This is a genomic window from Devosia sp. A449 (assembly GCF_054489375.1).
Map to the genome: position 1 here is coordinate 215,655 of NZ_JBTMWU010000001.1, position 22,786 is coordinate 238,440.

Annotated in this window: 22 protein-coding genes; 10 read left to right on the plus strand and 12 right to left on the minus strand. The window is 64.1% G+C overall.

Annotation, left to right across the window (positions count from 1 at the left end):
* Positions 1–43 precede the first annotated feature (43 nt).
* The 4 genes from ACX3OW_RS01055 to ACX3OW_RS01070 form a co-directional block, all read right to left on the minus strand.
* On the minus strand, positions 44–532 hold the full coding sequence (locus ACX3OW_RS01055; RefSeq protein WP_291363876.1) for a chemotaxis protein CheW: 489 nt from the start codon (positions 530–532) through the stop codon (positions 44–46).
* An 81-nt stretch (positions 533–613) separates the two neighbouring features.
* The gene (locus ACX3OW_RS01060; RefSeq protein WP_459093883.1) at positions 614–2,971 is read right to left on the minus strand and encodes a chemotaxis protein CheA; all 2,358 of its coding nucleotides are present in this window, start codon (positions 2,969–2,971) and stop codon (positions 614–616) included.
* Positions 2,972–3,008: 37 nt separating this feature from the next.
* Positions 3,009–3,377 carry a response regulator gene (locus ACX3OW_RS01065; RefSeq protein ID WP_459093884.1) on the minus strand — a complete coding sequence of 123 codons (369 nt, stop codon included), beginning with the start codon at positions 3,375–3,377 and terminating at the stop codon, positions 3,009–3,011.
* Complete coding sequence (locus ACX3OW_RS01070) at positions 3,374–3,664, minus strand: STAS domain-containing protein (RefSeq protein WP_459093885.1); 291 nt, start codon at positions 3,662–3,664, stop codon at positions 3,374–3,376. Before ACX3OW_RS01070 ends, ACX3OW_RS01065 begins: the two co-directional genes overlap by 4 nt.
* A 225-nt stretch (positions 3,665–3,889) precedes the next feature.
* On the opposite strand from ACX3OW_RS01070, the gene ACX3OW_RS01075 reads away from it, so the two are divergent.
* Positions 3,890–5,206, plus strand: a complete 1,317-nt coding sequence (locus ACX3OW_RS01075; RefSeq protein ID WP_459093886.1) for an NAD(P)H-dependent oxidoreductase — start codon at positions 3,890–3,892, stop codon at positions 5,204–5,206.
* Between the two features lie 21 nt (positions 5,207–5,227).
* On the opposite strand, the gene ACX3OW_RS01080 is transcribed toward ACX3OW_RS01075, so the two are convergent.
* Positions 5,228–6,196 (minus strand): zinc-binding dehydrogenase, encoded by a 969-nt coding sequence (locus ACX3OW_RS01080; protein WP_459093887.1) that lies wholly within the window; start codon positions 6,194–6,196, stop codon positions 5,228–5,230.
* A 186-nt stretch (positions 6,197–6,382) separates the two neighbouring features.
* On the opposite strand from ACX3OW_RS01080, the gene ACX3OW_RS01085 reads away from it, so the two are divergent.
* The 3 genes from ACX3OW_RS01085 to ACX3OW_RS01095 all read left to right on the plus strand — a co-directional run bounded on the left by ACX3OW_RS01085 (position 6,383) and on the right by ACX3OW_RS01095 (position 9,430).
* Positions 6,383–7,180: a siderophore-interacting protein gene (locus ACX3OW_RS01085; RefSeq protein ID WP_459093888.1), complete on the plus strand. Its 798-nt coding sequence runs from the start codon at positions 6,383–6,385 to the stop codon at positions 7,178–7,180.
* Positions 7,181–7,398: 218 nt separating this feature from the next.
* Positions 7,399–8,406, plus strand: coding sequence for a Gfo/Idh/MocA family protein (locus tag ACX3OW_RS01090; protein ID WP_459093889.1), 1,008 nt, complete (start codon positions 7,399–7,401; stop codon positions 8,404–8,406).
* A gap of 7 nt (positions 8,407–8,413) precedes the next feature.
* Positions 8,414–9,430: an SDR family oxidoreductase gene (locus ACX3OW_RS01095; protein WP_459093890.1), complete on the plus strand. Its 1,017-nt coding sequence runs from the start codon at positions 8,414–8,416 to the stop codon at positions 9,428–9,430.
* A 157-nt stretch (positions 9,431–9,587) separates the two neighbouring features.
* Here ACX3OW_RS01095 and ACX3OW_RS01100 read toward each other — a convergent pair whose 3' ends face one another.
* Entirely contained in the window at positions 9,588–10,355 is a 768-nt protein-coding gene (locus tag ACX3OW_RS01100; RefSeq protein ID WP_459093891.1) for a FadR/GntR family transcriptional regulator, read from the minus strand.
* Between the two features lie 126 nt (positions 10,356–10,481).
* Between ACX3OW_RS01100 and ACX3OW_RS01105 the strand changes: the two genes are divergently transcribed.
* On the plus strand, positions 10,482–11,882 hold the full coding sequence (locus tag ACX3OW_RS01105) for a M20/M25/M40 family metallo-hydrolase (protein ID WP_459093892.1): 1,401 nt from the start codon (positions 10,482–10,484) through the stop codon (positions 11,880–11,882).
* Positions 11,883–12,025: 143 nt separating this feature from the next.
* On the opposite strand, the gene ACX3OW_RS01110 is transcribed toward ACX3OW_RS01105, so the two are convergent.
* The 4 genes from ACX3OW_RS01110 to ACX3OW_RS01125 all read right to left on the minus strand — a co-directional run bounded on the left by ACX3OW_RS01110 (position 12,026) and on the right by ACX3OW_RS01125 (position 14,754).
* The gene (locus tag ACX3OW_RS01110; protein ID WP_459093893.1) at positions 12,026–12,388 is read right to left on the minus strand and encodes a DUF1304 domain-containing protein; all 363 of its coding nucleotides are present in this window, start codon (positions 12,386–12,388) and stop codon (positions 12,026–12,028) included.
* Positions 12,385–12,864, minus strand: coding sequence for a hypothetical protein (locus tag ACX3OW_RS01115; RefSeq protein WP_459093894.1), 480 nt, complete (start codon positions 12,862–12,864; stop codon positions 12,385–12,387). Before ACX3OW_RS01115 ends, ACX3OW_RS01110 begins: the two co-directional genes overlap by 4 nt.
* A 61-nt stretch (positions 12,865–12,925) precedes the next feature.
* Positions 12,926–13,810: a carbohydrate kinase family protein gene (locus ACX3OW_RS01120; RefSeq protein WP_459093895.1), complete on the minus strand. Its 885-nt coding sequence runs from the start codon at positions 13,808–13,810 to the stop codon at positions 12,926–12,928.
* Positions 13,807–14,754: a pseudouridine-5'-phosphate glycosidase gene (locus ACX3OW_RS01125; RefSeq protein ID WP_459093896.1), complete on the minus strand. Its 948-nt coding sequence runs from the start codon at positions 14,752–14,754 to the stop codon at positions 13,807–13,809. The genes ACX3OW_RS01120 and ACX3OW_RS01125 overlap by 4 nt, the downstream gene beginning before the upstream one ends.
* A gap of 433 nt (positions 14,755–15,187) precedes the next feature.
* Between ACX3OW_RS01125 and ACX3OW_RS01130 the strand changes: the two genes are divergently transcribed.
* From ACX3OW_RS01130 to purU, 5 genes are all read left to right on the plus strand, one after another.
* Positions 15,188–16,279 (plus strand): polyamine ABC transporter substrate-binding protein, encoded by a 1,092-nt coding sequence (locus ACX3OW_RS01130; protein ID WP_459093897.1) that lies wholly within the window; start codon positions 15,188–15,190, stop codon positions 16,277–16,279.
* Positions 16,280–16,335: 56 nt separating this feature from the next.
* On the plus strand, positions 16,336–17,487 hold the full coding sequence (locus ACX3OW_RS01135; protein ID WP_459093898.1) for an ABC transporter ATP-binding protein: 1,152 nt from the start codon (positions 16,336–16,338) through the stop codon (positions 17,485–17,487).
* Positions 17,484–18,440: an ABC transporter permease subunit gene (locus tag ACX3OW_RS01140; RefSeq protein ID WP_459093899.1), complete on the plus strand. Its 957-nt coding sequence runs from the start codon at positions 17,484–17,486 to the stop codon at positions 18,438–18,440. Before ACX3OW_RS01135 ends, ACX3OW_RS01140 begins: the two co-directional genes overlap by 4 nt.
* Position 18,441: 1 nt before the next feature.
* On the plus strand, positions 18,442–19,254 hold the full coding sequence (locus tag ACX3OW_RS01145; protein WP_459093900.1) for an ABC transporter permease subunit: 813 nt from the start codon (positions 18,442–18,444) through the stop codon (positions 19,252–19,254).
* Positions 19,255–19,572: 318 nt separating this feature from the next.
* On the plus strand, positions 19,573–20,427 hold the full coding sequence (gene purU / locus ACX3OW_RS01150) for a formyltetrahydrofolate deformylase (protein ID WP_459093901.1): 855 nt from the start codon (positions 19,573–19,575) through the stop codon (positions 20,425–20,427).
* Between the two features lie 64 nt (positions 20,428–20,491).
* Here purU and ACX3OW_RS01155 read toward each other — a convergent pair whose 3' ends face one another.
* Complete coding sequence (locus ACX3OW_RS01155; protein WP_459093902.1) at positions 20,492–20,920, minus strand: RrF2 family transcriptional regulator; 429 nt, start codon at positions 20,918–20,920, stop codon at positions 20,492–20,494.
* Positions 20,921–21,007: 87 nt separating this feature from the next.
* Positions 21,008–22,762 carry a cation:proton antiporter gene (locus ACX3OW_RS01160; RefSeq protein ID WP_459093903.1) on the minus strand — a complete coding sequence of 585 codons (1,755 nt, stop codon included), beginning with the start codon at positions 22,760–22,762 and terminating at the stop codon, positions 21,008–21,010.
* Between the last annotated feature and the right edge of the window lie 24 nt (positions 22,763–22,786).

Genomic DNA, 22,786 nt, shown 5'->3' on the forward strand with positions numbered 1-22,786 from the left:
CTAAAAGGGCACCCTGCGGTGCCCTTTTTTATTCCGGAGCCGGCTAGCCGTCCATCTTGGCGCCGCTGACCACGGCGTGCAGGTCGATCAGGCCGACCATGCGGCTGTCGTGGGTGACGATGCCGTTGAGCAGTTCGGTGTCGATTGAATTGCCTTCGGGAACATTGTGGATGTCGTCGCGCGACACGGTCAGAATGTCCGACACCGCATCGACCAGGATGCCGACCCATTTGTCGCCGACGCTCATCACCACCACGACGTGGTTCTTGGTGGGCGAGGTCTGGCCGTCGCCGAAGCGGGCGCGCAGATCGAAGATCGGCACGATGGTGCCGCGCAGATTGATCACGCCGCGCACGAATTCGCGGGTATTGGGCAGGGGCGTTGCACCGTTCCAGGCGCGGATTTCGCGCACCGTGGTGATCTCCACGCCATAGGTCTGTTCGCCGATCGAGAAGGCGATCAGCTGCAGGGAATTCTGGGCGGCGATGGCGGACTTGTCGCCCATATCGTCACGCAAACCGAGCGCTTCCATTTCTTTGCCTTTCTGCCGGCCTTCTGGCCGGCTACGCATTACTGTGGCGGCTACGCCATGTCATTATGCATGCAGCGGCGCCTAAGCCGCATTCTTATGCACGATAGTGGTTTTCAGTCCCTGAACGTCGACGATCAGCGCGACATTGCCGTCGCCCAGGATCGTGCCGCCGGCAATGCCTTCGACGCGTTCAAAATTCTCTTCCAGTGATTTGATCACCACCTGCTGCTGGCCGATGATGTCATCGACGATCAGCGCCACCTTGGCCGAACCTTCGGCCTCGCACAGCACGACGAAGCGGTTTTCCGGCTCGGTCTCGGTTTGCATTTCGAAGCGCTGCGCCAGGTCGATGACCTGCACATATTCGCCGCGCACCTGCAGCACCTGGCCGCCGCTCGGCACCCGCTCGAAGCTGGCGCGCGAGCACTGGATGGTTTCGACGATCGAGGAGAGCGGCACCACGTAAGGCGACACGCCGACCTTGACCAGCATGACGTCGAGCACCGCCAGGGTCAGCGGCAGGCGCAACGTCATCCGCGTGCCCTTGCCGGTCCACGAACGGACATGCACCGAGCCGCCGATTTTCTTGATGTTGGAGAGCACCACATCCATGCCGACGCCACGCCCGGAAATATCGCTGACCGCATCGGCGGTCGAGAAGCCCGGGGCGAAAATCAGCTGGTCGATCTGCTCGTCGGTTGGCGTCACATCGGGGGCGATGATGCCCTTGTCGCGCGCCAGGCCCAGCACGCGCTCGCGATTGATGCCGGCCCCGTCATCTTCGACGATGATCAGGATATTGCCGCCGGCCTGTTCGGCGGACAGTCGAATGGTGCCGGTTTCCGGCTTGCCGCGCGACAGCCTTGATTCCGGGCTCTCGATACCGTGGTCGGCGGAATTGCGGATCATATGGGTCAGCGGATCGCTGAGCTGCTCGATCACCGTCTTGTCGATTTCGGTGTTCTCACCAATGGTCTCGAGCTTGATCTTCTTGCCGGTCTTGGTCGACAGCTCGCGCACCAGGCGCGGCATGCGCGAAAATACCGATTTGACCGGCTGTGCGCGGATCGCCATCACCGAGTCCTGCAGCCCGCGCGTGGTCTGGGCCAGCACTTCGAGGCCGCGCACCAATTCGGTGTAGCGGGCGCGCAGCGTCTCATCCATCTGCTGGGTGAGCATCGACTGGGTGATCACCAGCTCGCCCACCATGTTGACGACGCGGTCGACCTTATCGAGATCGACGCGGATCGACTGCACGCCGACACTGCGGCCGCCGCCACTGTTCTCTTCGCCGTCAGCGGGAGCCGCCAGCGGCGCAGCCCGCAAGGGTGTCGGCGCGACGGGCGCGGGCCGGGCAATCTTGCTCGGCTCGATGGTGGCGGCCAGCTCGGCAAAGCTCAGGCTGGGCGGCTCGTCAAAACTATCCTGCTCGGTCACGGGGGCCGGTGCGGGTTCGGGCTCGAAGCTGGCTTCGGGGATGCTGAAATCGAGCAGACTCGCCACTTCGTCATCGGCCAGCGCCAGCAGATCTTCGCGGCGCGGCTCGGACAACAGGGCCGATTCGAACATCGACACAGCCGGGGGTTCGATCGGCGCGGGCTCCTCCAGGGTGAGCTCCGGCAGCGGCGCGGGGGCGCCCAGCTGGGCAATGACGATGTCGCAATCGCCGTCGACGAATTCGAAGACTTCGCGGATCAGTGCTTCGGTGACGGTGGGGGAGATGATGGTGATCTCCCACGCGCAATAGACCGCAAACGGCTCGAAATCGGCCAGCGGCGGAATTTCTTCCAGCACGGCATGCACATGCATGTCGCCCAGCGATGCCAGCTCGCGGAACAGCAACAGCGGATCATTGGCGCGGGCATAGAGCGCGCGATGCGGGGTGAAGCGGATTTCCCAATGGCCGGGCTCGACCTGCATCGGCACCGCGTCGAAAGCGTCGTCCACCGGCGCTTCGCCGCTGGCCGGTGCGCCGTCAAGATTGACCATCACCGGGGTGAATTCGATGTCGAATTCGTCAAGCGGGTCGCCGCCGACATCGTCGTCAGTCGACTCGCCGCGCGCCAAGGCGTCGAAGCGCTCTTTTTCGTCCATGCCGTAATCGGCCGGCAGGGCCTCGCCGGTCTGGGCCGCCTTGACGTGATCGGCGACGATATCATTGGCGCGGATGCACAGCACCACCACGTCATCGACCAGCTCGATGCGGCCGTCGCGGACATAGTCGAGCAATGTCTCATAGGCGTGGGCAAAGCCCACCAGGGCGGAAAAGCCGAAAGCGCCGGCGCCGCCCTTGATCGAATGGATGGCGCGGAACACCGCATTGAGCCGATCCGCATCGCGCTCGCCCGCCTCGATTGCGGCGAACTGCTCTTCAAGCTCGGTCAGAAGCTCGGAGCATTCGTCGAAATAGGTGGCTTTGAAATCGTCGAGATCGCTCATCCGGACACGCCCAACCCTTCTGGGTTTTTACTACTGCTTAGTGAACCACGCGGTGGATGACCGAAATAAGTTTTTCCGGATCGAACGGTTTGACGATCCAGCCGGTGCCGCCTGCGGCCTTGCCCTGATCGCGCTTGTCCTGGCTGGTTTCGGTGGTCAGGATCAGGATCGGCAGGCTCTGGTGATTGCCCCCGGCCCGCACATTCTTGATGAATTCGATGCCGTCCATCACCGGCATATTGATGTCGGTAATCACCACATCGACCGTTTCGGTCTTGAGAACGTCAAGCCCCTGCTGGCCATCTTCGGCCTGCAGCACCTCGAACCCGGCATTGCTCAGGGTATGGTGCAGCATGGCGAGGATGGTCCTCGAATCGTCCACCGTCAGAACCCGCAAAGTCGTCATCCTCTCATCATCTCTGAAAACTGGGCGCCCAGGCCCAGACGCTCGATCGCGCCCACAAGGGCTGCGCTCGGCTGCTTGATCGCAAAGCTATATTGATTTCGCCGCGCCGCTTCGGCGGCGCTGATGAGCATGAACAAGGCGTTGGTCGAAACCCGCTCAACTGCACCGGCGGCAATGCTGACCGGGCCCTCCTCAATGGCGTCGATCAGGTCATCGCGGATGCCGTCGAGCGCATCCAGATCGATGACTGCTGGCAAAGCGATGATTTTCGCGGCCTTGCTGACCATGATTTATGCGCGCCCCCCGGAGTGTTCTCCAACGCGCAGTTTCCATGGGAACGGTTTAAGAAGTGCTAACCCTGATGCTGTTGCCGTCCGCCCGTCCACAGTATCCGCTTACAGTCCGGCAAAGATGAGCGACGAGGCCGTTTTAGCGTCGGCAGCGCCTTTTCCCTTGCCGCCGGCAATGGGAGGGGGGTAACCCAGAGACGCCTCTTTGCGTTGGACTTTGTTATGACCGCCAATATCGCCCTGACCGGCCTCGCCCGCGACCTCGCCACCCGTGCCGACTCCGGCAAGCCGATCCGCGTCGGCGTCATTGGCTCAGGCGAGATGGGCACCGATCTGGTGACCCAGATGAGCCTGATGACCGGCATCGAAATGGTCGCCATCGCCACCCGCCGGCCCCACACCGCGCTGGCCGCCATGACCATTGCCTATGGCGATGACAGCCATGGCCGCGAAGCCGAGAGCCCCGCCCAGGCCACCGCCGCCATCGAAGCCGGCAAGATCGCCATCACCAGTGCCGACACTCTGGTCAACACCCCCAATATCGACGTGGTGATCGACGCCACCGGCAAGCCGGGCGTCGCCGCCGATTATGCGCTGCAGGCCATGGAGCATGGCAAGCATCTGGTGATGATGAATGTCGAAGCCGACGTCACCATCGGCCCCTATCTCAAGGCCCAGGCCGACCGGCTCGGGGTGATCTATTCCGTCGGCGCCGGCGACGAGCCCAGCTCCTGCATGGAACTGATCGAATTTGTCAGCGCACTCGGCCTGCCCATCGTCGCCGCCGGCAAGGGCAAGAACAACCCGCTCAAGCATGACGCGGTGCCCGACGATTATCGCGAGGAAGCCGAACGCCGGAACATGAACCCGCGCATGCTGGTGGAATTCATCGACGGCTCCAAGACCATGGTGGAAATGTGCGCCATAGCCAACGCCACCGGGCTGGTGCCCGACGTGCCGGGCATGCATGGCCCCAATGTCGACCGCGACAACATGGCCAAGGTGCTGATCCCCAAGGCTGATGGCGGCATTCTCAATGGCAGCGGCGTAGTCGATTTCACCATCGGCAAGGGCGTGGCCCCCGGCGTCTTCGTCATCGTCAAGGCCGAGCATCCCCGCATCATCGAGCGGATGGATGACCTCCATATCGGCCACGGTCCCTATTACAGTTTCTTCCGGCCCTATCATCTGACCAGCCTCGAAGTGCCGCTGACCTGCGCCCGCATCATGCTTTATGGCAAGCCCGACATGGTGCCGCTGCCCCGGCCGGTGGCCGAGGTCTGCGCGGTGGCCAAGCGCGATCTGAAAGTCGGCGAAACCTATGATGCGATTGGCGAAACCTGCTATCGCAGCTTCACCATGACCATTGCCGACAGCCGCGCCGCTCATGCGGTGCCGGTGGGCCTGCTCGAAGGCGGCAAGGTGACGGCGGCGGTGAAAAAGGGCGAGCTGCTGACCAGTGCCAATAGCCAGCCCGATGTCACCACGCGCCTGTTTGCGCTGCGTCAGGCGCAGGACCGCATGCTGGGCCTGCTCTGACGCTTTGGGCGCTGGGCGGGCTTAGCCGCGCAGCGCCACCTTGCCCTTGCGGCCCGGCTCGCCACTGGCCTGGACCGCCTCCACGACCTGCTCAAGCCCGAACACCGTCTCAATCGGCAGCACCAGCTCGCCCTTGGCGGCGGCACTCACCAGCTCACCCAGCAGCACGCCGATCCGCTCCGGCGCAACCGGTGGCTTGGCGCCCCAGAAGCCCTTGACGGAAATGTTGCGGAACAGCAGGTCGCCAGCCGAAATCTTCAGCGGCCGCTGCGTCATCGCGCCAAAACTGATCAGTTCGGCGCCGTCAGCCACCACCGACAGCAAGGCCGTGGGCCCGTCACCGCCCAGCGAGTCGATGGCCTTAGTGATCGGCGCGCCATTGGTCAGCGCCTTGACCCGTTCCTGCCAGTTTTCATGTTCGGTGGAGACCACATTGGCAATGCCCTGCGCTTCCAGCTCGGCCACCGCCGCATCGCGCCGCACCAGCCCAACGACATTGATGCCCTGCTCGGCGGCAAAACGCGCCACCAGCTTGCCCACCGCGCCATTGGCGGCATTTTGCACGATCCAGTCGCCGGTTTTGAGCCCCATGCTGTCGATGATCATCTTGGCGCTGAGTGGCATCGACACCAGCTGGCAGGCGGTTTCGTCGCTCACCGCATCCGGCACCGGCACCAGCCGCCGGGCATCGGCCAGATAGAATTGCGCCCAGGTCTGCTCGCCGCCGCCGGCCACCCGCTGGCCGAGCTGCAAATGGCTGACGCCGTCGCCCAGCGCCTCGACCACGCCAACCGCCTCGGTACCCGGCACCGCCGGCAAGCTCGGCTTGAAGCCATACTGACCGGCAATGGTCATCAGATCGTGATTGTGGATCGGCGACAGCAGCATGCGCACCAGCACCTGGCCCGGACCCGGCACCGGCTGCGCGCGATCCTCGCGGCGCAGCACCCGCTCGGGGGAGCCAAATTCTTCATAGACAACACTGCGCATCGGGTCGGCCTTTCTGTTTTGCTTGCCCTTCACATAGGCCTTTGCCGGGCCGGTTCAATGCTGGGCAAGGCCATTCATGACAGCGGCAAATTGGCTAACGCACTGTCAGCATTGGCGCGGGCGATGGTTGCATTTTCGGTCACCGCCCGCTAATTCCTGACAAAACAATTCAGGAATAGGTCACCCATGTCCGAAATCGACCCGCGCGCACCCCAGCGCGTCCGCCACGAGACCCGCTCGCGCCTGCTCACGGTGACCAAAATCACCGACATCACACCGCTGATGCGCCGGTTCCGCTTTGCCGGCGACATGACCGGCTTTGCCTCGCCCAGCCATGCCGACCATATCAAGGCCTTCTTCTTTCCCGCGGGCGTCGAGCCCTTCCTCGCGCCAATTGGCCCCAATGGCGCGCAATGGCCCGGCGAGCGCCCGCAAATGCGTGACTACACCCCGCGCGCCTGGGACGTCGACGCCGGCTGGATCGACCTCGATTTCGTGCTGCATGGCGATGGCCCCGCCTCGAGCTGGGCGGCCAATGCCAAAATCGGCAGCACGCTGGTGATCGGTGGCCCGCGCGGCTCGACCGTCGTGCCGATGACCTATGACTGGTATCTGCTGGCCGGTGACGAAACCGCCCTGCCCGCTTTGGGCCGCCGTCTCGAGGAACTGCCGACCGGCGCCAAGGTGCTGGCGGTGATCGAAGTGGCCGACGCTGCCGAGGAACAGCGCTTCACCACCCGCAGTGATCTGTCGCTGACCTATGTGCATCGCAGCGGCCAGCCCGCCGGCACCACCAGCCTGGTGCTCGACACCATCACGGCGCTGACTTTCCCCGCCGGGGTCGGCTACGCCTATATCGCCGGCGAAGTCACCATGGCGCAGGCGGCACGGGCGCATCTCGAGGCGCGGGGTTTCCCGGCGCAATATATCAAGGCGGCGGGTTATTGGCGGCTGGGTGTGGCGGATGCGCAGGAAGATCACTAGGGGGATCCGCGCCCGTTGCTCCACCCCCTCCTAGCCTCCCCCATCTAGGGGGAGGTATCAGATCGAGTGTTTGGCACACGCTAACCGCACCCACAGAATGGCACCTCCCCCTTGATGGGGGAGGCTGGGAGGGGGTGGAGCCGCAATCGCCTTTCCTTCCATACTAGCCAAATCCCCTCCCCACCGCTAAGTCTCTGACCAACATGGGAGACGCGCGCATGAGCCATAAAAAAGTCCGCTGGGGCATTCTGTCCACCGCCAATATCGGCATGCAGAAGGTCACGCCGGGGATCATGAAGTCGGCCCATTCCGAGGTCGTCGCCATCGCCTCGCGTGATCTGGGCAAGGCCCAGGCGGCCGCCGCCAAGCTCGGCATCCCCAAGGCCTATGGCTCCTATGAAGAGCTGTTCGCCGATCCCGACATCGACGCCATCTACAATCCCCTGCCCAACCATCTGCATGTGCCGATGACCGTGGCCGCCGCCAAGGCCGGCAAGCATGTGCTGTGCGAAAAGCCGATCGCCCTCAGCGCGGCCGATGCCCAGGCACTGCGTGAGTGCCCGCCCGACCGCATCATCATGGAAGCCTTCATGGTGCGCTTCCACCCGCAATGGGCCCGCGCCCGCGAAATCATCCGCTCGGGCGAGCTGGGCACCATCCGCGCCATCAATGCGGTGTTTTCCTATTACAATGCCGATCCCAATAATGTCCGCAATCAGGCCGATATTGGCGGCGGCGGCATCATGGATATCGGCTGCTACCCGATCACCGCCGCGCGTTATCTGTTCGAGGGCGAACCCAAGCGCGTCGTCTCGCTGGTCGAGCGCGACGAGGATTTCGGCACCGACCGGCTGGCCAGCGTGCTCGCCGATTTCGGCCAGGGCCGCCAGCTCAGCTTCATCTGCTCCACCCAGGCGACCCCGCATCAGCGGCTGCAGGTGCTGGGCAGCAAGGGAAAGCTGGAAATCATCATCCCGTTCAACGCCCCGCCCGACGAGCGCACCGCCATCACCATCGATACCGGTGCGCCGTTTGACGGCTCGCTCGCCCGCCGCGAAATCCTGCCCGCCGTCGATCAATATACCGAGCAGGCCGAAGCCTTTGCGCTGGCCGTGCTGGGCGAAAAGCCGCTGCCCTGGGGCATTGAGGACGCCATCGCCTCGATGCAGGTGATCGACGCCATCTTTGCCAGCGAGAAGAGCGGCGGCTGGGCCACGGTCGGCTAGCCGCATCATGACCGACCGCGTGCTGCTCACCGGTATTTCGGGCTTTCTCGGCGGCCATATCGCCCTGCAACTGCTCGACGCCGGCTATGCAGTGCGCGGCAGTCTGCGCGATTTGTTGCGGGCTGACGCAGTGCGGGCCAGTCTCAGCCGGGCCGGCGCCGATATCAGCCGCCTTGAGTTTGTGGCGCTCGATTTGCGCCATGACGCGGGCTGGGCGGCGGCGGCGCAGGACTGCCGCTATCTGCTGCACACCGCCTCGCCGCTGCTGCTCAAAACCCCTTCCCATCCCACGGACGTCATCGCCCCGGCGGTCGGCGGCACCGAGCGGGCCCTCAACGCCGCCAATGCGGCCGGCGTCGAGCGCATCGTGCTCACCTCCTCGATGGCCGCCATCGCCTATGGCCACGCCAGCGACCGTAGCGGCCCCTTCACCGCCTCTGACTGGACCAATCTCGACGGGCCCGGCCTCAACGCCTATCAGCGGTCCAAGACCCTGGCTGAGCGCCGCGCCTGGGCCATCATGGACGCTGCCGGTCGCCATGACGCGCTGGTGGCGATCAACCCCGCCGTCATTCTCGGTCCGTTGCTTGACGATGATCCGGGCACCTCGGCAGTGCTGGTGCAGCGCCTGCTCGACGGCTCGGTGCCGGCTTTGCCGCGCATGGAGTTGAACGCCGTCGACGTGCGCGACGTCGCTGCCGCCCATCTCGCCGCCATGATTGACCCGGCCGCCGGCGGCCAGCGCTTCCCCATGGCCGAGCGCAGCATGGCCTTCGCCGACATCGCCGGCCTGCTACGCCAGCATTTTCCCGACCACCGCGTGCCGCGCCTGGTGCTGCCCGACTGGATGGTGCGGCTCTATGGCCGGTTCGATGCCGATGTTGGCGACAATCTGGCCGAACTGGGCCGCAGCAAGCGCCTGAATTCCAGCGCCATCACCACCCTGCTCGGCCGTCCGCTGACGCCGATGCCCGACGCCGTGCTGGCCACCGCCGGCGCGCTGATCCGCCATGGACTGGCCTGATCACGACTGCAAAAAACCGCAATCCCGCTCTTGCTCTCGCAGTATTTTCTGTTTCATATCAGCACCGTCGGAACGGGGCTGTAGCTCAGTTGGGAGAACGAGGTCAGCGGTTCGATCCCGCTCAGCGCCACCATTCCGACTTTCCGCACCGCAAGATTTAACCCTTGACCGCCATCCGTTCAGAGGAGCGGGCGAAGCCGTCGGTGATGACGGCGCGCATGAGGTCGCGGGCCTGGTCGGGATTGCGGTCGCGGATGGCTTCGGCGATGTGGCGATGGGCGGCGCTGGTTTGGGCCAGCTTTTCCTTGTCTTCGACCGGCGAGCTGATGGTGAATACCGCCGTCAGCGCCACTTCGACCAGCGTGCTGATCGAGGCCATGAATGGATTGGCCGAGGTTTCGGCGACGGCGCGGTGGAAGGCCAGGTCGGCGCGGGCGAATTCCTCGGCGGTGGTGGCCTGGCCCATGGCATCGGCCAAAGCCAGCAACTGCTCAGCCTGTTCGTCGCTGCGCCGCTCGGCGGCCAAGGCCGCCGATTCCAGCTCAATGCCGATCCGCACTTCGGCGACGCTGCGCAGAAAATCCACGTCGGGTCCGGTTTCGAAATGCCAGGCCAGCACATCGGCATCGAACAGGTTCCAGCGTCGGCGCGGCAGCACCCGCGTGCCGATGCGGGCCCGCGCCTCGATCATGCCCTTGGCGGCCAGGGTTTTCAGCGCCTCGCGCAGCACGGTGCGCGACACGGCGAAATCCGCCAGCAATTCACTATCGGAGGGCAGGATGCTGCCGACGGGGTAATGGCCGCCGACAATGGCGACGCCCAGCTGCCACAGCACCTGGGAATGCAGATTGCGCGACGGCACCCGGCCGGAAATGGCGGCAATCAGATCGCTCGTCGTGGTTTCCGCCGCATTACGCGCAGCCATCGGCATATCCCCCAGGGCGCGCAACGCAGCGCACATCAATTAGTATGACAATACCGATGCAGGCGCGGCGGCGCTAGACAGCGTGGTCCAGTTTGGTGAGGGTAGCAGCAAAAAGGATTCGTCCCCATGACCACGACCACCGCCGCCAGCCTCGATGCCGTTCTCGCCCAGGTGGATGCCGGGCTCGAGCAGAGCCTGGAGCGGCTCTATGCGCTCCTGCGCATCAAGTCCATCTCCACCGATCCCGCTTACGCGGCGGAATGCCAGCGCGCGGCCGACTGGATCACCAGTGAACTCACCGGGCTGGGCTTTGATGCTGCCGCCCGCCCGACCCCGGGCCATCCGGTGGTGGTGGCGCATGGTCCTGAGCAGGCCGGCCCGCATGTGCTGTTTTATGCCCATTATGACGTGCAGCCGGTCGATCCGCTGAATTTGTGGCACACCGACCCGTTCGAGCCCAAACTCAAGACCGATGCCAATGGCCGAAAAATCATCGTGGCGCGCGGCGCCTCCGACGACAAGGGTCAGATGATGACCTTCATCGAAGCCTGCCGCGCCTGGAAGGCGGTGACCGGGGCGCTGCCGGTCAAGGTGTCGCTGATGCTGGAAGGCGAGGAAGAAAGCGGCGGCAAGAACCTGCCGCCCTTCATGGAGGCCAATAAGGCTGAACTAGGCGCGGCCGATATCGCACTGGTCTGCGATACCGATATGTGGGACCGCCAGACCCCGTCCATCACCACCATGCTGCGTGGGTTGGTCGGCGAGGAAATCGAGATCAGCTGCGCCAACAAGGATCTGCATTCCGGCATGTTCGGCAATGCGGCGCGCAACCCCAATCAGGTGCTGGCCGAAATCATCGCCAGCCTGCGGGCGCCCGATGGCTCAGTGACGCTGCCGGGGTTTTACGATGACGTGGCCGAAATCAGCCCGGCGTTGAAAGCGCAGTGGCAGGGCCTCGGCTTTGATCAGGCGGCGTTTCTCGGCGAAGCCGGCCTGTCGGTGCCGGCCGGCGAGCAGGATCGCTCGGTGCTGGAAATGCTGTGGGCGCGGCCGACCTGCGAAATCAACGGCATGATCGGCGGCTACACCGGCGACGGCTTCAAGACCGTCATCCCGGCCAAGGCCAGCGCCAAGATAAGCTTCCGGCTGGTGTCGGGCATGGACCCGGTCAAGATCCGCGCTGCCTTCCGCCAGCATGTGCAGGCGCGCATTCCGGCCGATTGCTCGGTGACCTTCACCGAGCATGGCGGCTCACCCGCCATCACCGTGCCGGACGATGGCACCCATCTGCGCCAGGCGCTGGCCGGACTGTCCGGCGAATGGGGCAAGCCGGCAGTGATCACCGGCTCGGGCGGCTCGATTCCGGTGGCAGGCGATTTCAAGAAGATCCTGGGGCTCGATACGCTGCTGATCGGCTTTGCCCATGTGGACGACGCCATTCACAGCCCCAACGAAAAATACGATCTCGAGAGCTATCATCGGGGCATCCGCAGTTGGGTGCGGGTGCTGGCGAGCCTGGCGGGTTAGGTTCTCCCACCGGGGGGCCTACCCATCCCAGATCGTCACCCTCGGGCTTGACCCGAGGGTTCTGCACTTGCGGCGCGGTTGCTAAGTGAAACACCCTCGGGTCAAGCCCGAGGGTGACGGCCGGTGGTATGACGGCGGCGCGCTTACGCGTACATCACCGCCAGCATGGCCAGCACCGCCGGAACGGTCTGGATGAACAGGATTTTTCGGCTCGCCGTCACCGCGCCGAAAATGCCGGCGACGGCGACACAGGCGAGGAAGAACATTTGGATCTGCCAGCCGAAAGCCGGATCCGGATAGAGCAGGCCCCAGATCAGCCCGGCGGCGAGGAAGCCGTTGTAGAGCCCCTGATTGGCCGCCAGCGCTTTGGTCGACTGGGCGAATTCGGGCGTCAGGCCAAAGGCCTTCTGGCCGCGCGGGCCGGTCCACAAAAACATCTCAAGAATGAGAATGTAGAGGTGGAGCAGCGCCACCAGAGCGACGAGAATGGGGGCGATGAGGCTCATTTGACCTTGGTCTTTCTCGGTTGTTCGGCAGCATCCCAAACGGCGTGGCGCGCCTGCTCGGCTTCGTAAGCAGCCTCCTGATCGGCCAGCGGCTCGCGGCTACCGCCCTGAAGCACCAGCTCTTCCAGCACCGCTTCGACGGCCGGGCCTTCAACGGCGCAGGTGTCGGGCTTGTCGAGCGCAGCGAAGGCCGGTGCGTAGAAATAGCGGTCATAATCGGCAACGGAGAGGCCGAGTTCGCCGCGCGCCAGCAGATCGGCGGAATCAACCAGCAGCGACCATTCCGCGTCGCTCACGGCGAAGTCGGGGCAATTGGACGAGACGACATTGGCCAGCACCACCGAGGAGAGCAGTTCCTCGGCCTGATTGCTGGTAAACGGGCCAAATTCCGGCAGCTGCACATAGATTTTGCCATCGGCAAAGGCGGGCGTGGCAAGGGTGAGGCAGAGCAGGGCGGCGGCGGGCAGACGCTTCATATCGGTCTCCTTCTGGTCGCCTTGCTATGCGGCCAGACTATGCGCAAAGCGGGGCAGAAAATCAGGTAGGCTGCCCGCCGATCGACTGCACCGCCTTGGCGCCAGCGGCAATGGCCTTGCCCAGCGCCATGGCCTCGTCATCACCCGCCAATCGCGCCGCGATGAAACCGGCGGCAAAGGCATCGCCCGCCCCGGTGGAATCGACGACCTTGACCAGTTGCGCCGGCAGTTCGACCCGAATGCCGTCGCGGCCGCCCAGCACGGCGCCCTGCCCGCCGCGCTTGATCAGCACGGTGCCATAGCGCTCGCCCAGCGCCTGCATCTGCGCCACACGACCTGTGAGCCCAGTCAGCGCTTCGGCCTCGCTTTCATTGGCAAAGATCGCATCGGCACCACGCGTCCAGTCAAGGAACTGCTCAGCGCCGACCTCGAGCAGGAAGCCGACCGAAGCCGGATCGACGGCAACGGCAATGCCGCGCGCCCGCGCCGTGGCGAACAGCCCCTGCACCGCGGCACGGGGACCGGGGGCAAAAAAGCTGTAGCCCGAGACCATGACCATGCCGATATCGTCGAGCAGGCTGGCCGGCAGATCGTCGGGGCTGAGCTGCAGATTGGCGCCACGATCGGTGAGGAAGCTGCGCTCGCCATCGGGATCGACAATGGTGACCAAGACGCCCGAGGGTTGGTCGGGGTCGCCGGCCAGCACCGGCACCACATTGAGCCCGCGAAAGTAATTCTCATACATGGTGCGGTCGGCGGCGCCGACCCGCGCGGCGAACACCACATCGGCGCCCATCGCTCCGAGCCAGACGGCCTGGTTGGCGCCCGAGCCGCCCGGCCGGCTGCGCACCGTAGCGCGTCGGTCGGACCCCTTCACGATGGGGCCCTCGGGCACCACGATGACGTCGGTCATCACATCGCCGACGACGAGAACCTTTTGGCTCATGCGCGCAGCACACCCGGCTTGGGAGCAGTGCGGGCCGCCAGCGACACGGCGATCTGCGCCGCGACCTTGGCGTTGTTTTCGACCAGCGCGATATTGGCGACCAGCGACTTGCCGTCGGTCAATTCAAAGATGCGCTTGAGCAGGAACGGCGTCAGATCCTTGCGCGACACGCCTTCGCGCTCGGCCCCGGCCACCGCTTCGGTGATGCGGGCTTCGATGGTCGCAGGATCCAGCGCGTCAGCCTCGGGGATCGGGTTGGCGATCAGCACGCCGCCCATGCCCAGTTCGGCCTGCAGCGCCACCACGCGGGCGATATCGACAACATCGTCAAAGCGGTGATCGACCTTGTGGCCGCTCTGGCGGGCCCAGAAGGCAGGGAATTCATCGGTGCCATAGCCGAGCACCGGCACGCCATTGGTTTCCAGCACTTCGAGGGTCTTGGCGATATCGAGGATCGACTTGGCGCCGGCGCAGACCACCGCCACCGGGGTGCGGCTCAATTCGCCCAGATCGGCGGAGATATCAAAAGTCTCCTCGGCGCCGCGATGGACGCCGCCAATACCGCCAGTGGCAAAGACATGGATGCCGGCCAGCGCCGCGATCTGCATCGTCGTCGCCACAGTGGTGCCGGCGATGGCATCCTTGACCAAAAGCGCAGAGACGTCGCGGCGGCTGGCCTTAGCCGCCTTGCCGCCTTCAAGCGCCAGCCGCTCAAGATCTTCACCCGACACGCCGACGCAGAAGCGGCCATCCATGATGGCGATGGTGGCCGGCACAGCGCCATTGGCGCGGATCACCGCCTCGACATTCTGCGCCATTTCCAGGTTTTGTGGATAGGGCATGCCATGGGTGATGATGGTGGATTCCAGCGCCACCACCGGCTTGCCGGCAGCCAGCGCCTGCTTCACCTCGGGGCTGATCGAGAGGTAGGATTTGGCGGTCATTGGGTTACTCGCTTGTCAATCTTGGTTGTGGGCAATATGGCCCCGTTTGGCGCGGGTTTTGCGCCCGCTTGCGACCGAACGTCAACCCCCGTGGAAACATGGGAGCAAGGCGCTTGTCGCCCTGCCAATTTGGTTCTAGGTTGCCCCAATTACTCCAGCGTGGAAAGGGCACTTCGCTGCAGACAGAATTGGTTGATCGCGCGTTTGGCGCCGATCGATACGCGCCCGGCTCCGGGCTCAGTCCTGCCAATGTGCCCAGCGCTTTCCAGCGCTCTCTCTCCGTATCATCGTTTCACACCGGACCGGCCCGTCCGGGCACTCCAAGATGAGTGCCCGTCACTGACTGTCCGTGCCCCATGGGCACACGAGACCGCCGCGCCACGTGCGCCCCCCGATATCCAAGATCAAAATTCTGAACAGGAGCTCTATCCGAATGAAGAAGTCGCTCGTCCTTGCTCTCGGCGCAGTCATGGTCGCCAGCCCCGCGCTGGCCCAGGACGAGCCCGTGCTCAACGTCTATAACTGGTCCGACTATATTGCCGAGGACACCATCGCCAATTTCGAGGCGGAGACCGGCATCAAGGTCAATTACGACGTCTATGACAGCAATGAAATTGTCGATGCCAAGCTGCTGGCCGGCAATTCCGGCTATGACATCGTGGTGCCGTCGGGCAATTTCGTCGAACGCCAGATCAAGTTCGGCCTGATCGCGCCGCTGGATAAGTCCAAGCTCCCCAATCTGGTCAATCTCGACCCGACCGTCATGGCTGCCGCGACGCGGCACGACCCCGACAATGCCCATGCCGTGCCCTATATGATCAACACCATTGGTCTGGGCTACAACGTCGCCAAGGCCACCGCTGCCCTGGGCGAGGGTGCTGAACTCGACAGCTGGGACCTGCTGTTCAAGCCGGAGGTCGTCTCCAAGCTGGCGTCCTGCGGCGTCGCCATCATCGACAGCCCGTCCGAAGTCATCGGCATCGCCCTGCATTATCTCGGGCTCGACGCCAATTCGGAAAGCACCGAGGATCTGGCCAAGGCCGAGGCGCTGATGAACTCCATCAAGCCCTATGTCCGCTACTTCCACTCGTCGCAATATATCGACGATCTGGGCAATGGCGAAATCTGCCTGGCGCTTGGCTATTCGGGCGACATCTTCATCGCTTCCGACGCGGCGGCCGCCGCCAATCAGGGCGTCGAAGTGAACTATGTCATCCCCGAGGAAGGGGCCGCGACCTTGTTCGACTTCCTGGCGATTCCGGCCGATGCGCCGCACAAGGACAACGCCCACAAATTCATCAACTACATCCTGCAGCCCGAAGTGGTGGCGGCGATCACCAATTACGTGTTCTACGCCAACCCGAACCTGCCGGCGATCGAGTTTGTCGACGAAGAGGTCAAGTCCAACCCCGGCATTTATTCGCCGGCCGAGACCCTGGCCAAGGCCTTCGTGATGTCGGCGCATAGCCCCGATTTCGAAGAGGTCTTGACCCGCACCTGGACCCGCATCAAAACGGGCCAGTAATAACAGTTAAACAGGGGCGGCCATGGCCGCCCCTCAACCATTTTATAGAGTCTGCCATGGCCAAGAAGCCACAGCTTGCCGTCGATACCCGCCCCTGGCGCGATCCTGCCGGCAACAAGCCCTTTGTGCGCATCAAGAATGTCTCCAAGAAATTTGGCGACGTCTCGGCGGTGCATGAGGTGTCGCTGGACATCTACAAATCCGAACTGTTCTGCCTGCTCGGCGGTTCGGGTTCGGGCAAGTCGACGCTGCTGCGTATGCTGGCCGGCTTCGAGACCCCGAGTTCGGGTACCATCGAGATCGATGGCCAGGACATGACCAATGTGCCGCCCTATAATCGGCCGGTGAACATGATGTTCCAGTCCTATGCGCTGTTCCCGCATATGAGCGTGGAGCAGAACATCGCCTATGGCATCAAGCGTGACCACCTGCCCAAGGGCGAAATCGCTGACCGCGTCGCCGAGCTGCTGAGCCTGGTCAAACTGCAGGATTACGGCCGGCGCAAGCCGCACCAACTGTCGGGCGGCCAGCGGCAGCGCGTGGCGCTGGCCCGCGCGCTGGCGAAGCGCCCCAAGCTGCTGCTGCTCGATGAGCCGCTCGGCGCGCTCGACAAGAAGCTGCGCGAGGAAACCCAGTTCGAGCTGGTTAAGATCCAGGAGTCGCTCGGCGTCACCTTCATCGTCGTCACCCACGACCAGGAGGAGGCCATGACGCTGGCCACCCGCATCGGGGTGATGAACCAGGGCGAAATCGCCATGACCGGCGAGCCCACCGATATTTACGAATTCCCCAATTCGCGCTTTGTCGCCGGCTTTATCGGCTCGGCCAATATGGTGGAGGGCACCGTCACCCAGGACGAGCCCGACCATATCCGCATCCACTCGGCCGAACTGGGCTGCGATATCTATGTCGGCCACGGCGTCGACTGCGCGCCCGACCAGCTACTGTGGTGGGCCATCCGCCCCGAAAAAATGGCGCTGAGCCGCGAGCGGCCGGAGAATGATTTCGACGCCAATGTGACCAAGGGCATTGTCGAGGAAATCGCCTATCTCGGCGATATCTCGCTGTATCAGGTCAAGCTCGCCAGCGGCAAACGCCTGCGCGTCAGCCAGACCAATTCGGTGCGCGGCAACCCCGACGCCATCACCTGGGACGAGGAGGTTTTTGTCACCTGGAGCGACAACGCCGGCTCGGTGCTGACGGTATGACCACCAACCACGAACCCACCATTCCGCCGCCCCGGCGACTGCGCCCGTGGAATGCGGTCGAGCGCCACCTCGCCAGGGTCGGCATTTCCGGCCGCATGCTGGTGCTGATCGCGCCGGTGCTCTGGTTGCTGGTGTTTTTCCTCGTGCCGCTGGCCGTGGTGTTCGGCATTTCGCTGGCCACCAAGCAGTTCGGCCGCCCGCCTTATTCGCCGCTGCTGGTCACCACCGAGGAAGGCACGGTGCAGCTGACGCTGCATCTGTCCAACTATATCAAGCTGTTCAGCGACAACCTCTATGTCGCCGCCTATCTCTCTTCGATCCGCATCGCAGCCATCGCCACCATCATCACTTTGCTGGTCGGCTATCCGATGGCCTACGCCATCGCGCGCGCGCCCGACAAATGGCGCAATATCCTGCTGATGCTGGTGGTGCTGCCGTTTTTCACCTCATTCCTGCTGCGCGTCTACGCGCTGAGCGGCTTCATGCGCGGCAATGGGGTGATCAACCAGTTTCTCGGCCTGTTCGGCATCGAACCGCTGGTGATGATGCAGACCGATTTCGCCGTCTATGTCGGCATCGTCTACACCTACCTGCCCTTCATGATCCTGCCGCTCTACACGACGCTGGTGAAGCTCGACACCTCGCTGTTCGAGGCCTCGGCTGATCTCGGCGCGCGGCCTTTGCGCACCTTCCTCTCGATCACGCTGCCGCTGTCGCTGCCCGGCATTGTCGCCGGCTCGATGCTGGTGTTCATCCCGGCGATTGGCGAATTCGTCATTCCGTCGCTCCTTGGTGGCCCGGAAACGCTGATGATCGGCCGGGTGCTGTGGGACGAATTCTTCAGTGCTGCCAACTGGCCGCGCGCCGCTGCCGTGGCTTGCGCCATGCTGGTGGTGGTCGTCGTGCCCATCATGCTGCTGCAAAAGGTGCAGGGCGCCGTGGTGGAGAAGTAAAATGTTTTCTCGTGGCTGGTTTCTCCCCATCGCCGCCTCGCTGGGCTTTGCCTTTCTCTATGCGCCCATCGTCTCGCTGGTGATCTTCTCGTTCAACGAGAGCAGTCTCGTCACCGTCTGGTCGGGCTTTTCGACCAAATGGTATGTGGCACTGTTCAACGATCCGCAGCTGCTCGGCGCCGCCTGGCTCAGCCTGCAGATCGCAGCCCTCAGCGCCACCATCGCGCTGGTGCTGGGCACGCTCGCCGCCGTAGCGCTGGTGCGCTTCCGCCGCTTCCGCGGCCGCACGCTGTTTGCCGGCATGGTTTCGGCCCCGCTGGTGATGCCCGACGTTATCACCGGTTTGTCCTTGCTGCTGCTGTTCGTGGCCATGGAGGGCCTGCTAGGCTGGCCGCAGGGCCGGGGCATGCTGACCATCGTCATTGCCCACGCTACCTTCTGCACCGCCTATGTCTGCGTCGTGGTGCAGTCGCGGTTGTCCGACTTCGACCGGAGTCTCGAAGAAGCGGCGATGGATCTGGGTGCTTCCCCGGTCCGCACTTTCTTTGACATCACCCTGCCCATCATCGCCCCGGCCCTGGTATCGGGCTGGCTGCTCGGTTTTACCCTGTCGCTCGACGATCTGGTGATCGCCAGCTTCGTCTCCGGCCCCGGCTCGTCGACGCTGCCCATGGTGATTTTCTCCAAGGTCCGGCTGGGCGTCTCGCCCGACGTCAATGCGCTGGCCACCATCATCATCGGCATCGTGGCGCTGGGCGTGCTCGCCGCCACCATTCTGCAACTGCGCGCGCGCCCGAAAAAGGCGCGGGCCTGACCTCGCAAAACCACGCAGGCCGGTGAGGCTGGACAGATCGAAAAAATCAGGGCACCATCCTCTCATGTTCAACCAACGTGAAGGAGGTGATCCAATGTCTTTTGAGATGACGGCGCTCGAAGCAGGTCTTGGGTGCAAGGTGTTTGTGCGGGAGATGCTCGCCTAACACCCCTCCTTCAGGCCACGAGGCCGAAACTCAGAAAGGGCCATCCGCAAGGGTGGCCCTTTTTGCTGCGCCCTTGACGGGGAGCACCAAGCCATTGATACCGCTTGTCGAAGCGGTAACGCGTCTAAATTTGAGAATCTGGAGCTGCCGCGATGAATCCGGCCAATTTCGTCCTCACCCTCTCCTGCGCCGACCGGCCGGGGATTGTTGCCGCTGTCACCACCGAGCTGGCCGCGCTCGACGCCAATATCGCCGAATCCAACCAGTTCTGGGATCGGGAAACCGGCCAGTTCTTCATGCGCCTGGCCTTCACCGCGCCGGAGGGCATGAGCCGCGAGACTATTGAGCGCGCCCTCAAATCGCCGATTGCCCGCTTCTCGATGAAGACCGCACTGACCGATGTCAGCCGCAAGAAGCGCATCGTCATCATGGTCTCCAAATTCGACCACACGCTGCTGCATCTGCTGTATCAGATCCGCGTCGGCTGGCTCGACGCCGAAGTGGCGGCGGTGATTTCCAATCACCCCGACGCCCAGAAAATCGCCGGCGACGCCGGCATCCCCTTCCATCTGCTGCCGGTGACCAGGGACACCAAGGCGCAACAGGAAGAGCAGGTGCTGGCGCTGATCAAGCAGAGCGGCGCCGATCTGGTGGTGCTGGCGCGCTATATGCAGGTGCTGTCGGATAATCTGTCGACCCGACTGTTCGGTCAGGTGATCAATATCCATCACTCGTTCCTGCCCAGCTTCAAGGGCGCCAAGCCCTATCACCAGGCCCATGAGCGCGGCGTCAAGATCATCGGCGCCACCGCCCATTACGTGACGCCCGACCTCGATGAAGGCCCGATCATCGAACAGGAAACCGCCCGCGTCACCCACGCCATGAGCCCCGACGACCTGGTCGCCGCCGGCCGCGACATCGAAAGCCGCGTGCTGGCCCGCGCGGTAAAGCTGCATCTGGAAAGCCGGGTCATGCTGAACGGCCGCAAGACCGTGGTGTTCGGCTAGGGGCTACGCCTCACCCTTCTTCCCTCCTGGGAGAAGGGGCCCGAAGGGCGGATGAGGGGCTAACCTAAACCGGCAAATCTTCCAGCCGCAGCGAATCCGCCAGGCTGGTGCTGTCGAGCACTTCGCGGGTGGCCAGGGTCACTCGTTCGAAGACGTGGCGGATTTCGCAACTGTCTTCGTCGCGGCAATCCTCGCATTTGCGATAGGCGATTTTGGAGAGACACGGCAGCGGCGCAATCGGGCCGTCGATCAGCCGCAGCACCTCGCCGAACATGATCTGCTCGGGTTCCTTGAGCAATTCATAGCCGCCCGAGCGGCCGCGCCGGCTGGCGACAAAGCCGGCCCGCTTCAGCTCCAGCAGGATCTGTTCGAGGAATTTCTTGGGGATCGACTGTTCCCGCGAAATCTCCCCGATCATCTTGGTTTCCCCGCGTCCGGTCCGGGCGAGTGACACCAGTGCGCGCAGGGCATATTTGGCTTTTTGCGAAATCATTGGCCCACACTATTCCCCGTCGCCGCAGGCGGTGCAAGCGCGACGGTGGAAACTCTATGCGCCAGACCTCAAGCCTTTGACAAGGAGCTAGCTTTTGGGCTCGGGCACGACATGCGGAATCGCGCTGTCGGTCACCGGCTCGGGTGTCTCGGTTTCGGGCTCCGGCTCGGGCGGCGGTGGGCCACCTTCGCTGGTCAGATCGGCCTCCTGTTCGGCCAGTTCCTCAGCGACTTCGGCCGGCGTTTCGGCGGGTTCAGGCGGCTCGGGCTCAGACGTCTCGGGTTCAGTGGGGGTGGAAACCATCACCTCGTCAATGGCGGCAGGCGCTTCGCCCACGGCGGGCGTGGTGGTGTCGCTGGCATCGACGCTTGGCGCTGCCGGCGGCGGCGCCAGGATGATGACATTGTCCGCGGGCTCCTCGGGGGGAACTGTTGCTGCCGCCTCTGGCTCAGCCTCGACGGCCTCCGGCTCGGCTTCAGCCGCCACCACTTCGGTGGCGACGACGGCGGCCGGGGCCACGGCCACCGGCGTAGCGGCGGCCTTGGACAGCAGATTGTCGGACGGGGGCAATTTGGGTTCGGGAACCGTTTCGGTCGGTTCGATCCGCTGCTCGTCCCGCGCGCCCATGCGGGCCTCGACCCGCGGTTGCAGCCGGGAGGCGCCCCAGAACACCAGCGGATTGAGCAGGATGGAAATCAGCGTGCCGGCGAGGATCAGCTGTAAAGCCTCGGGCGGCAGCAGCGCCAGCGCCACGCCCATACTGGCGAGGATGAAGGAAAACTCGCCGATCTGCGCCAGCGTGGCGGCCAGCTCGAGCGCCTGCCCCACCGGACGCCGGAACAGCACCATGACGGCAAACGCCGCCACCGACTTGCCCAGCATGATGATCAGCACAGTCGCCAGCAGCGGCAGCGGTTGGGTGAGGATAATGGCCGGATCGACCAGCATGCCGACCGCCATGAAGAACAGTACGGCAAAGGCATCGCGCAGCGGCAGGGTCTGCCGCGCCGCCCGGCCCAGACTGCCGCTTTCGCTCAGGATCATGCCGGCAAAGAACGCCCCCAGCGCCAGCGTCACGCCGAATAGCAAGGCCGCGCCCAGCGCCAGTGCCAGCGCGATCGCCACGATGGTCAGGCGGAACAATTCGCGCGAGGCCATGCGGGCCACGCCATGCAGCAGCCAGGGAATAACACTGCGCCCGGCCACCACCATGAAGCCGACAAAGGCCGCCAGCTTGATCGCCGTCAGGGCAATGGCGCCCCAGAGCCCGACCGAGGTGCCGAGCAGGCGTTCGACCAGTGACACGAAGGGGTCATAGACCTCCGTGTTACCACTGAGGCCGGCGACGGCAGGCAGCAGCAAAAGCACCAGAACCACGACCATATTCTGCAGAATAAGCCAGCTTTTCGCGTCATTTCCTGCAGCATGCTGACGGTTTTCTTGCAAAATGACGACGCCGGAGGCGACCGACAGGCCGAGGCCGAAGAGCAGCCCGGTATGGGGCTCCCAGCCCAGCAAAAATCCGAGCCCCAAGCCGAGCAAAATCCCCAAGGCGAGTTGCGCCAGCGCGCCGGTGATGGCCAGCGGACGCAAGCCCAAAATTTCCTTGAGCGAAACTTGTAGGCCCACGCCAAACATCAGCAGTACGATGCCGAATTCGGCCAGCTGGCGCCCCAATGCCGGATCAGCCACCAGCCCTGAGACATGCGGGCCGACCAAAATCCCGGCCAGCAGATAGCCCAGCACCGGCGGCAATTTGAGCCGATGCGCCAGCAGGCCCAGCAGGGCGGCCAGCACCAGGCCCACGGCAATCGTGGCAATCACGGGGGTGTCGTAGGGCATGATGGCTCCGTCGTTCGGGGCACG

Excerpts from the sequence above, each read along its gene's own strand:
- ACX3OW_RS01100 (WP_459093891.1), bottom strand. The coding sequence starts at position 10,355 with ATGGCTGCGCGTAATGCGGCGGAAACCACGACGAGCGATCTGATTGCC.
- ACX3OW_RS01135 (WP_459093898.1), top strand. The coding sequence starts at position 16,336 with ATGGCCAAGAAGCCACAGCTTGCCGTCGATACCCGCCCCTGGCGCGAT.
- ACX3OW_RS01140 (WP_459093899.1), top strand. The coding sequence starts at position 17,484 with ATGACCACCAACCACGAACCCACCATTCCGCCGCCCCGGCGACTGCGC.
- ACX3OW_RS01105 (WP_459093892.1), top strand. The coding sequence starts at position 10,482 with ATGACCACGACCACCGCCGCCAGCCTCGATGCCGTTCTCGCCCAGGTG.
- ACX3OW_RS01095 (WP_459093890.1), top strand. The coding sequence starts at position 8,414 with ATGACCGACCGCGTGCTGCTCACCGGTATTTCGGGCTTTCTCGGCGGC.
- purU (WP_459093901.1), top strand. The coding sequence starts at position 19,573 with ATGAATCCGGCCAATTTCGTCCTCACCCTCTCCTGCGCCGACCGGCCG.
- ACX3OW_RS01085 (WP_459093888.1), top strand. The coding sequence starts at position 6,383 with ATGTCCGAAATCGACCCGCGCGCACCCCAGCGCGTCCGCCACGAGACC.
- ACX3OW_RS01125 (WP_459093896.1), bottom strand. The coding sequence starts at position 14,754 with ATGACCGCCAAATCCTACCTCTCGATCAGCCCCGAGGTGAAGCAGGCG.
- ACX3OW_RS01110 (WP_459093893.1), bottom strand. The coding sequence starts at position 12,388 with ATGAGCCTCATCGCCCCCATTCTCGTCGCTCTGGTGGCGCTGCTCCAC.
- ACX3OW_RS01145 (WP_459093900.1), top strand. The coding sequence starts at position 18,442 with ATGTTTTCTCGTGGCTGGTTTCTCCCCATCGCCGCCTCGCTGGGCTTT.
- ACX3OW_RS01075 (WP_459093886.1), top strand. The coding sequence starts at position 3,890 with ATGACCGCCAATATCGCCCTGACCGGCCTCGCCCGCGACCTCGCCACC.
- ACX3OW_RS01080 (WP_459093887.1), bottom strand. The coding sequence starts at position 6,196 with ATGCGCAGTGTTGTCTATGAAGAATTTGGCTCCCCCGAGCGGGTGCTG.
- ACX3OW_RS01070 (WP_459093885.1), bottom strand. The coding sequence starts at position 3,664 with ATGGTCAGCAAGGCCGCGAAAATCATCGCTTTGCCAGCAGTCATCGAT.
- ACX3OW_RS01120 (WP_459093895.1), bottom strand. The coding sequence starts at position 13,810 with ATGAGCCAAAAGGTTCTCGTCGTCGGCGATGTGATGACCGACGTCATC.
- ACX3OW_RS01090 (WP_459093889.1), top strand. The coding sequence starts at position 7,399 with ATGAGCCATAAAAAAGTCCGCTGGGGCATTCTGTCCACCGCCAATATC.
- ACX3OW_RS01060 (WP_459093883.1), bottom strand. The coding sequence starts at position 2,971 with ATGAGCGATCTCGACGATTTCAAAGCCACCTATTTCGACGAATGCTCC.
- ACX3OW_RS01160 (WP_459093903.1), bottom strand. The coding sequence starts at position 22,762 with ATGCCCTACGACACCCCCGTGATTGCCACGATTGCCGTGGGCCTGGTG.
- ACX3OW_RS01115 (WP_459093894.1), bottom strand. The coding sequence starts at position 12,864 with ATGAAGCGTCTGCCCGCCGCCGCCCTGCTCTGCCTCACCCTTGCCACG.
- ACX3OW_RS01065 (WP_459093884.1), bottom strand. The coding sequence starts at position 3,377 with ATGACGACTTTGCGGGTTCTGACGGTGGACGATTCGAGGACCATCCTC.
- ACX3OW_RS01055 (WP_291363876.1), bottom strand. The coding sequence starts at position 532 with ATGGAAGCGCTCGGTTTGCGTGACGATATGGGCGACAAGTCCGCCATC.
- ACX3OW_RS01130 (WP_459093897.1), top strand. The coding sequence starts at position 15,188 with ATGAAGAAGTCGCTCGTCCTTGCTCTCGGCGCAGTCATGGTCGCCAGC.
- ACX3OW_RS01155 (WP_459093902.1), bottom strand. The coding sequence starts at position 20,920 with ATGATTTCGCAAAAAGCCAAATATGCCCTGCGCGCACTGGTGTCACTC.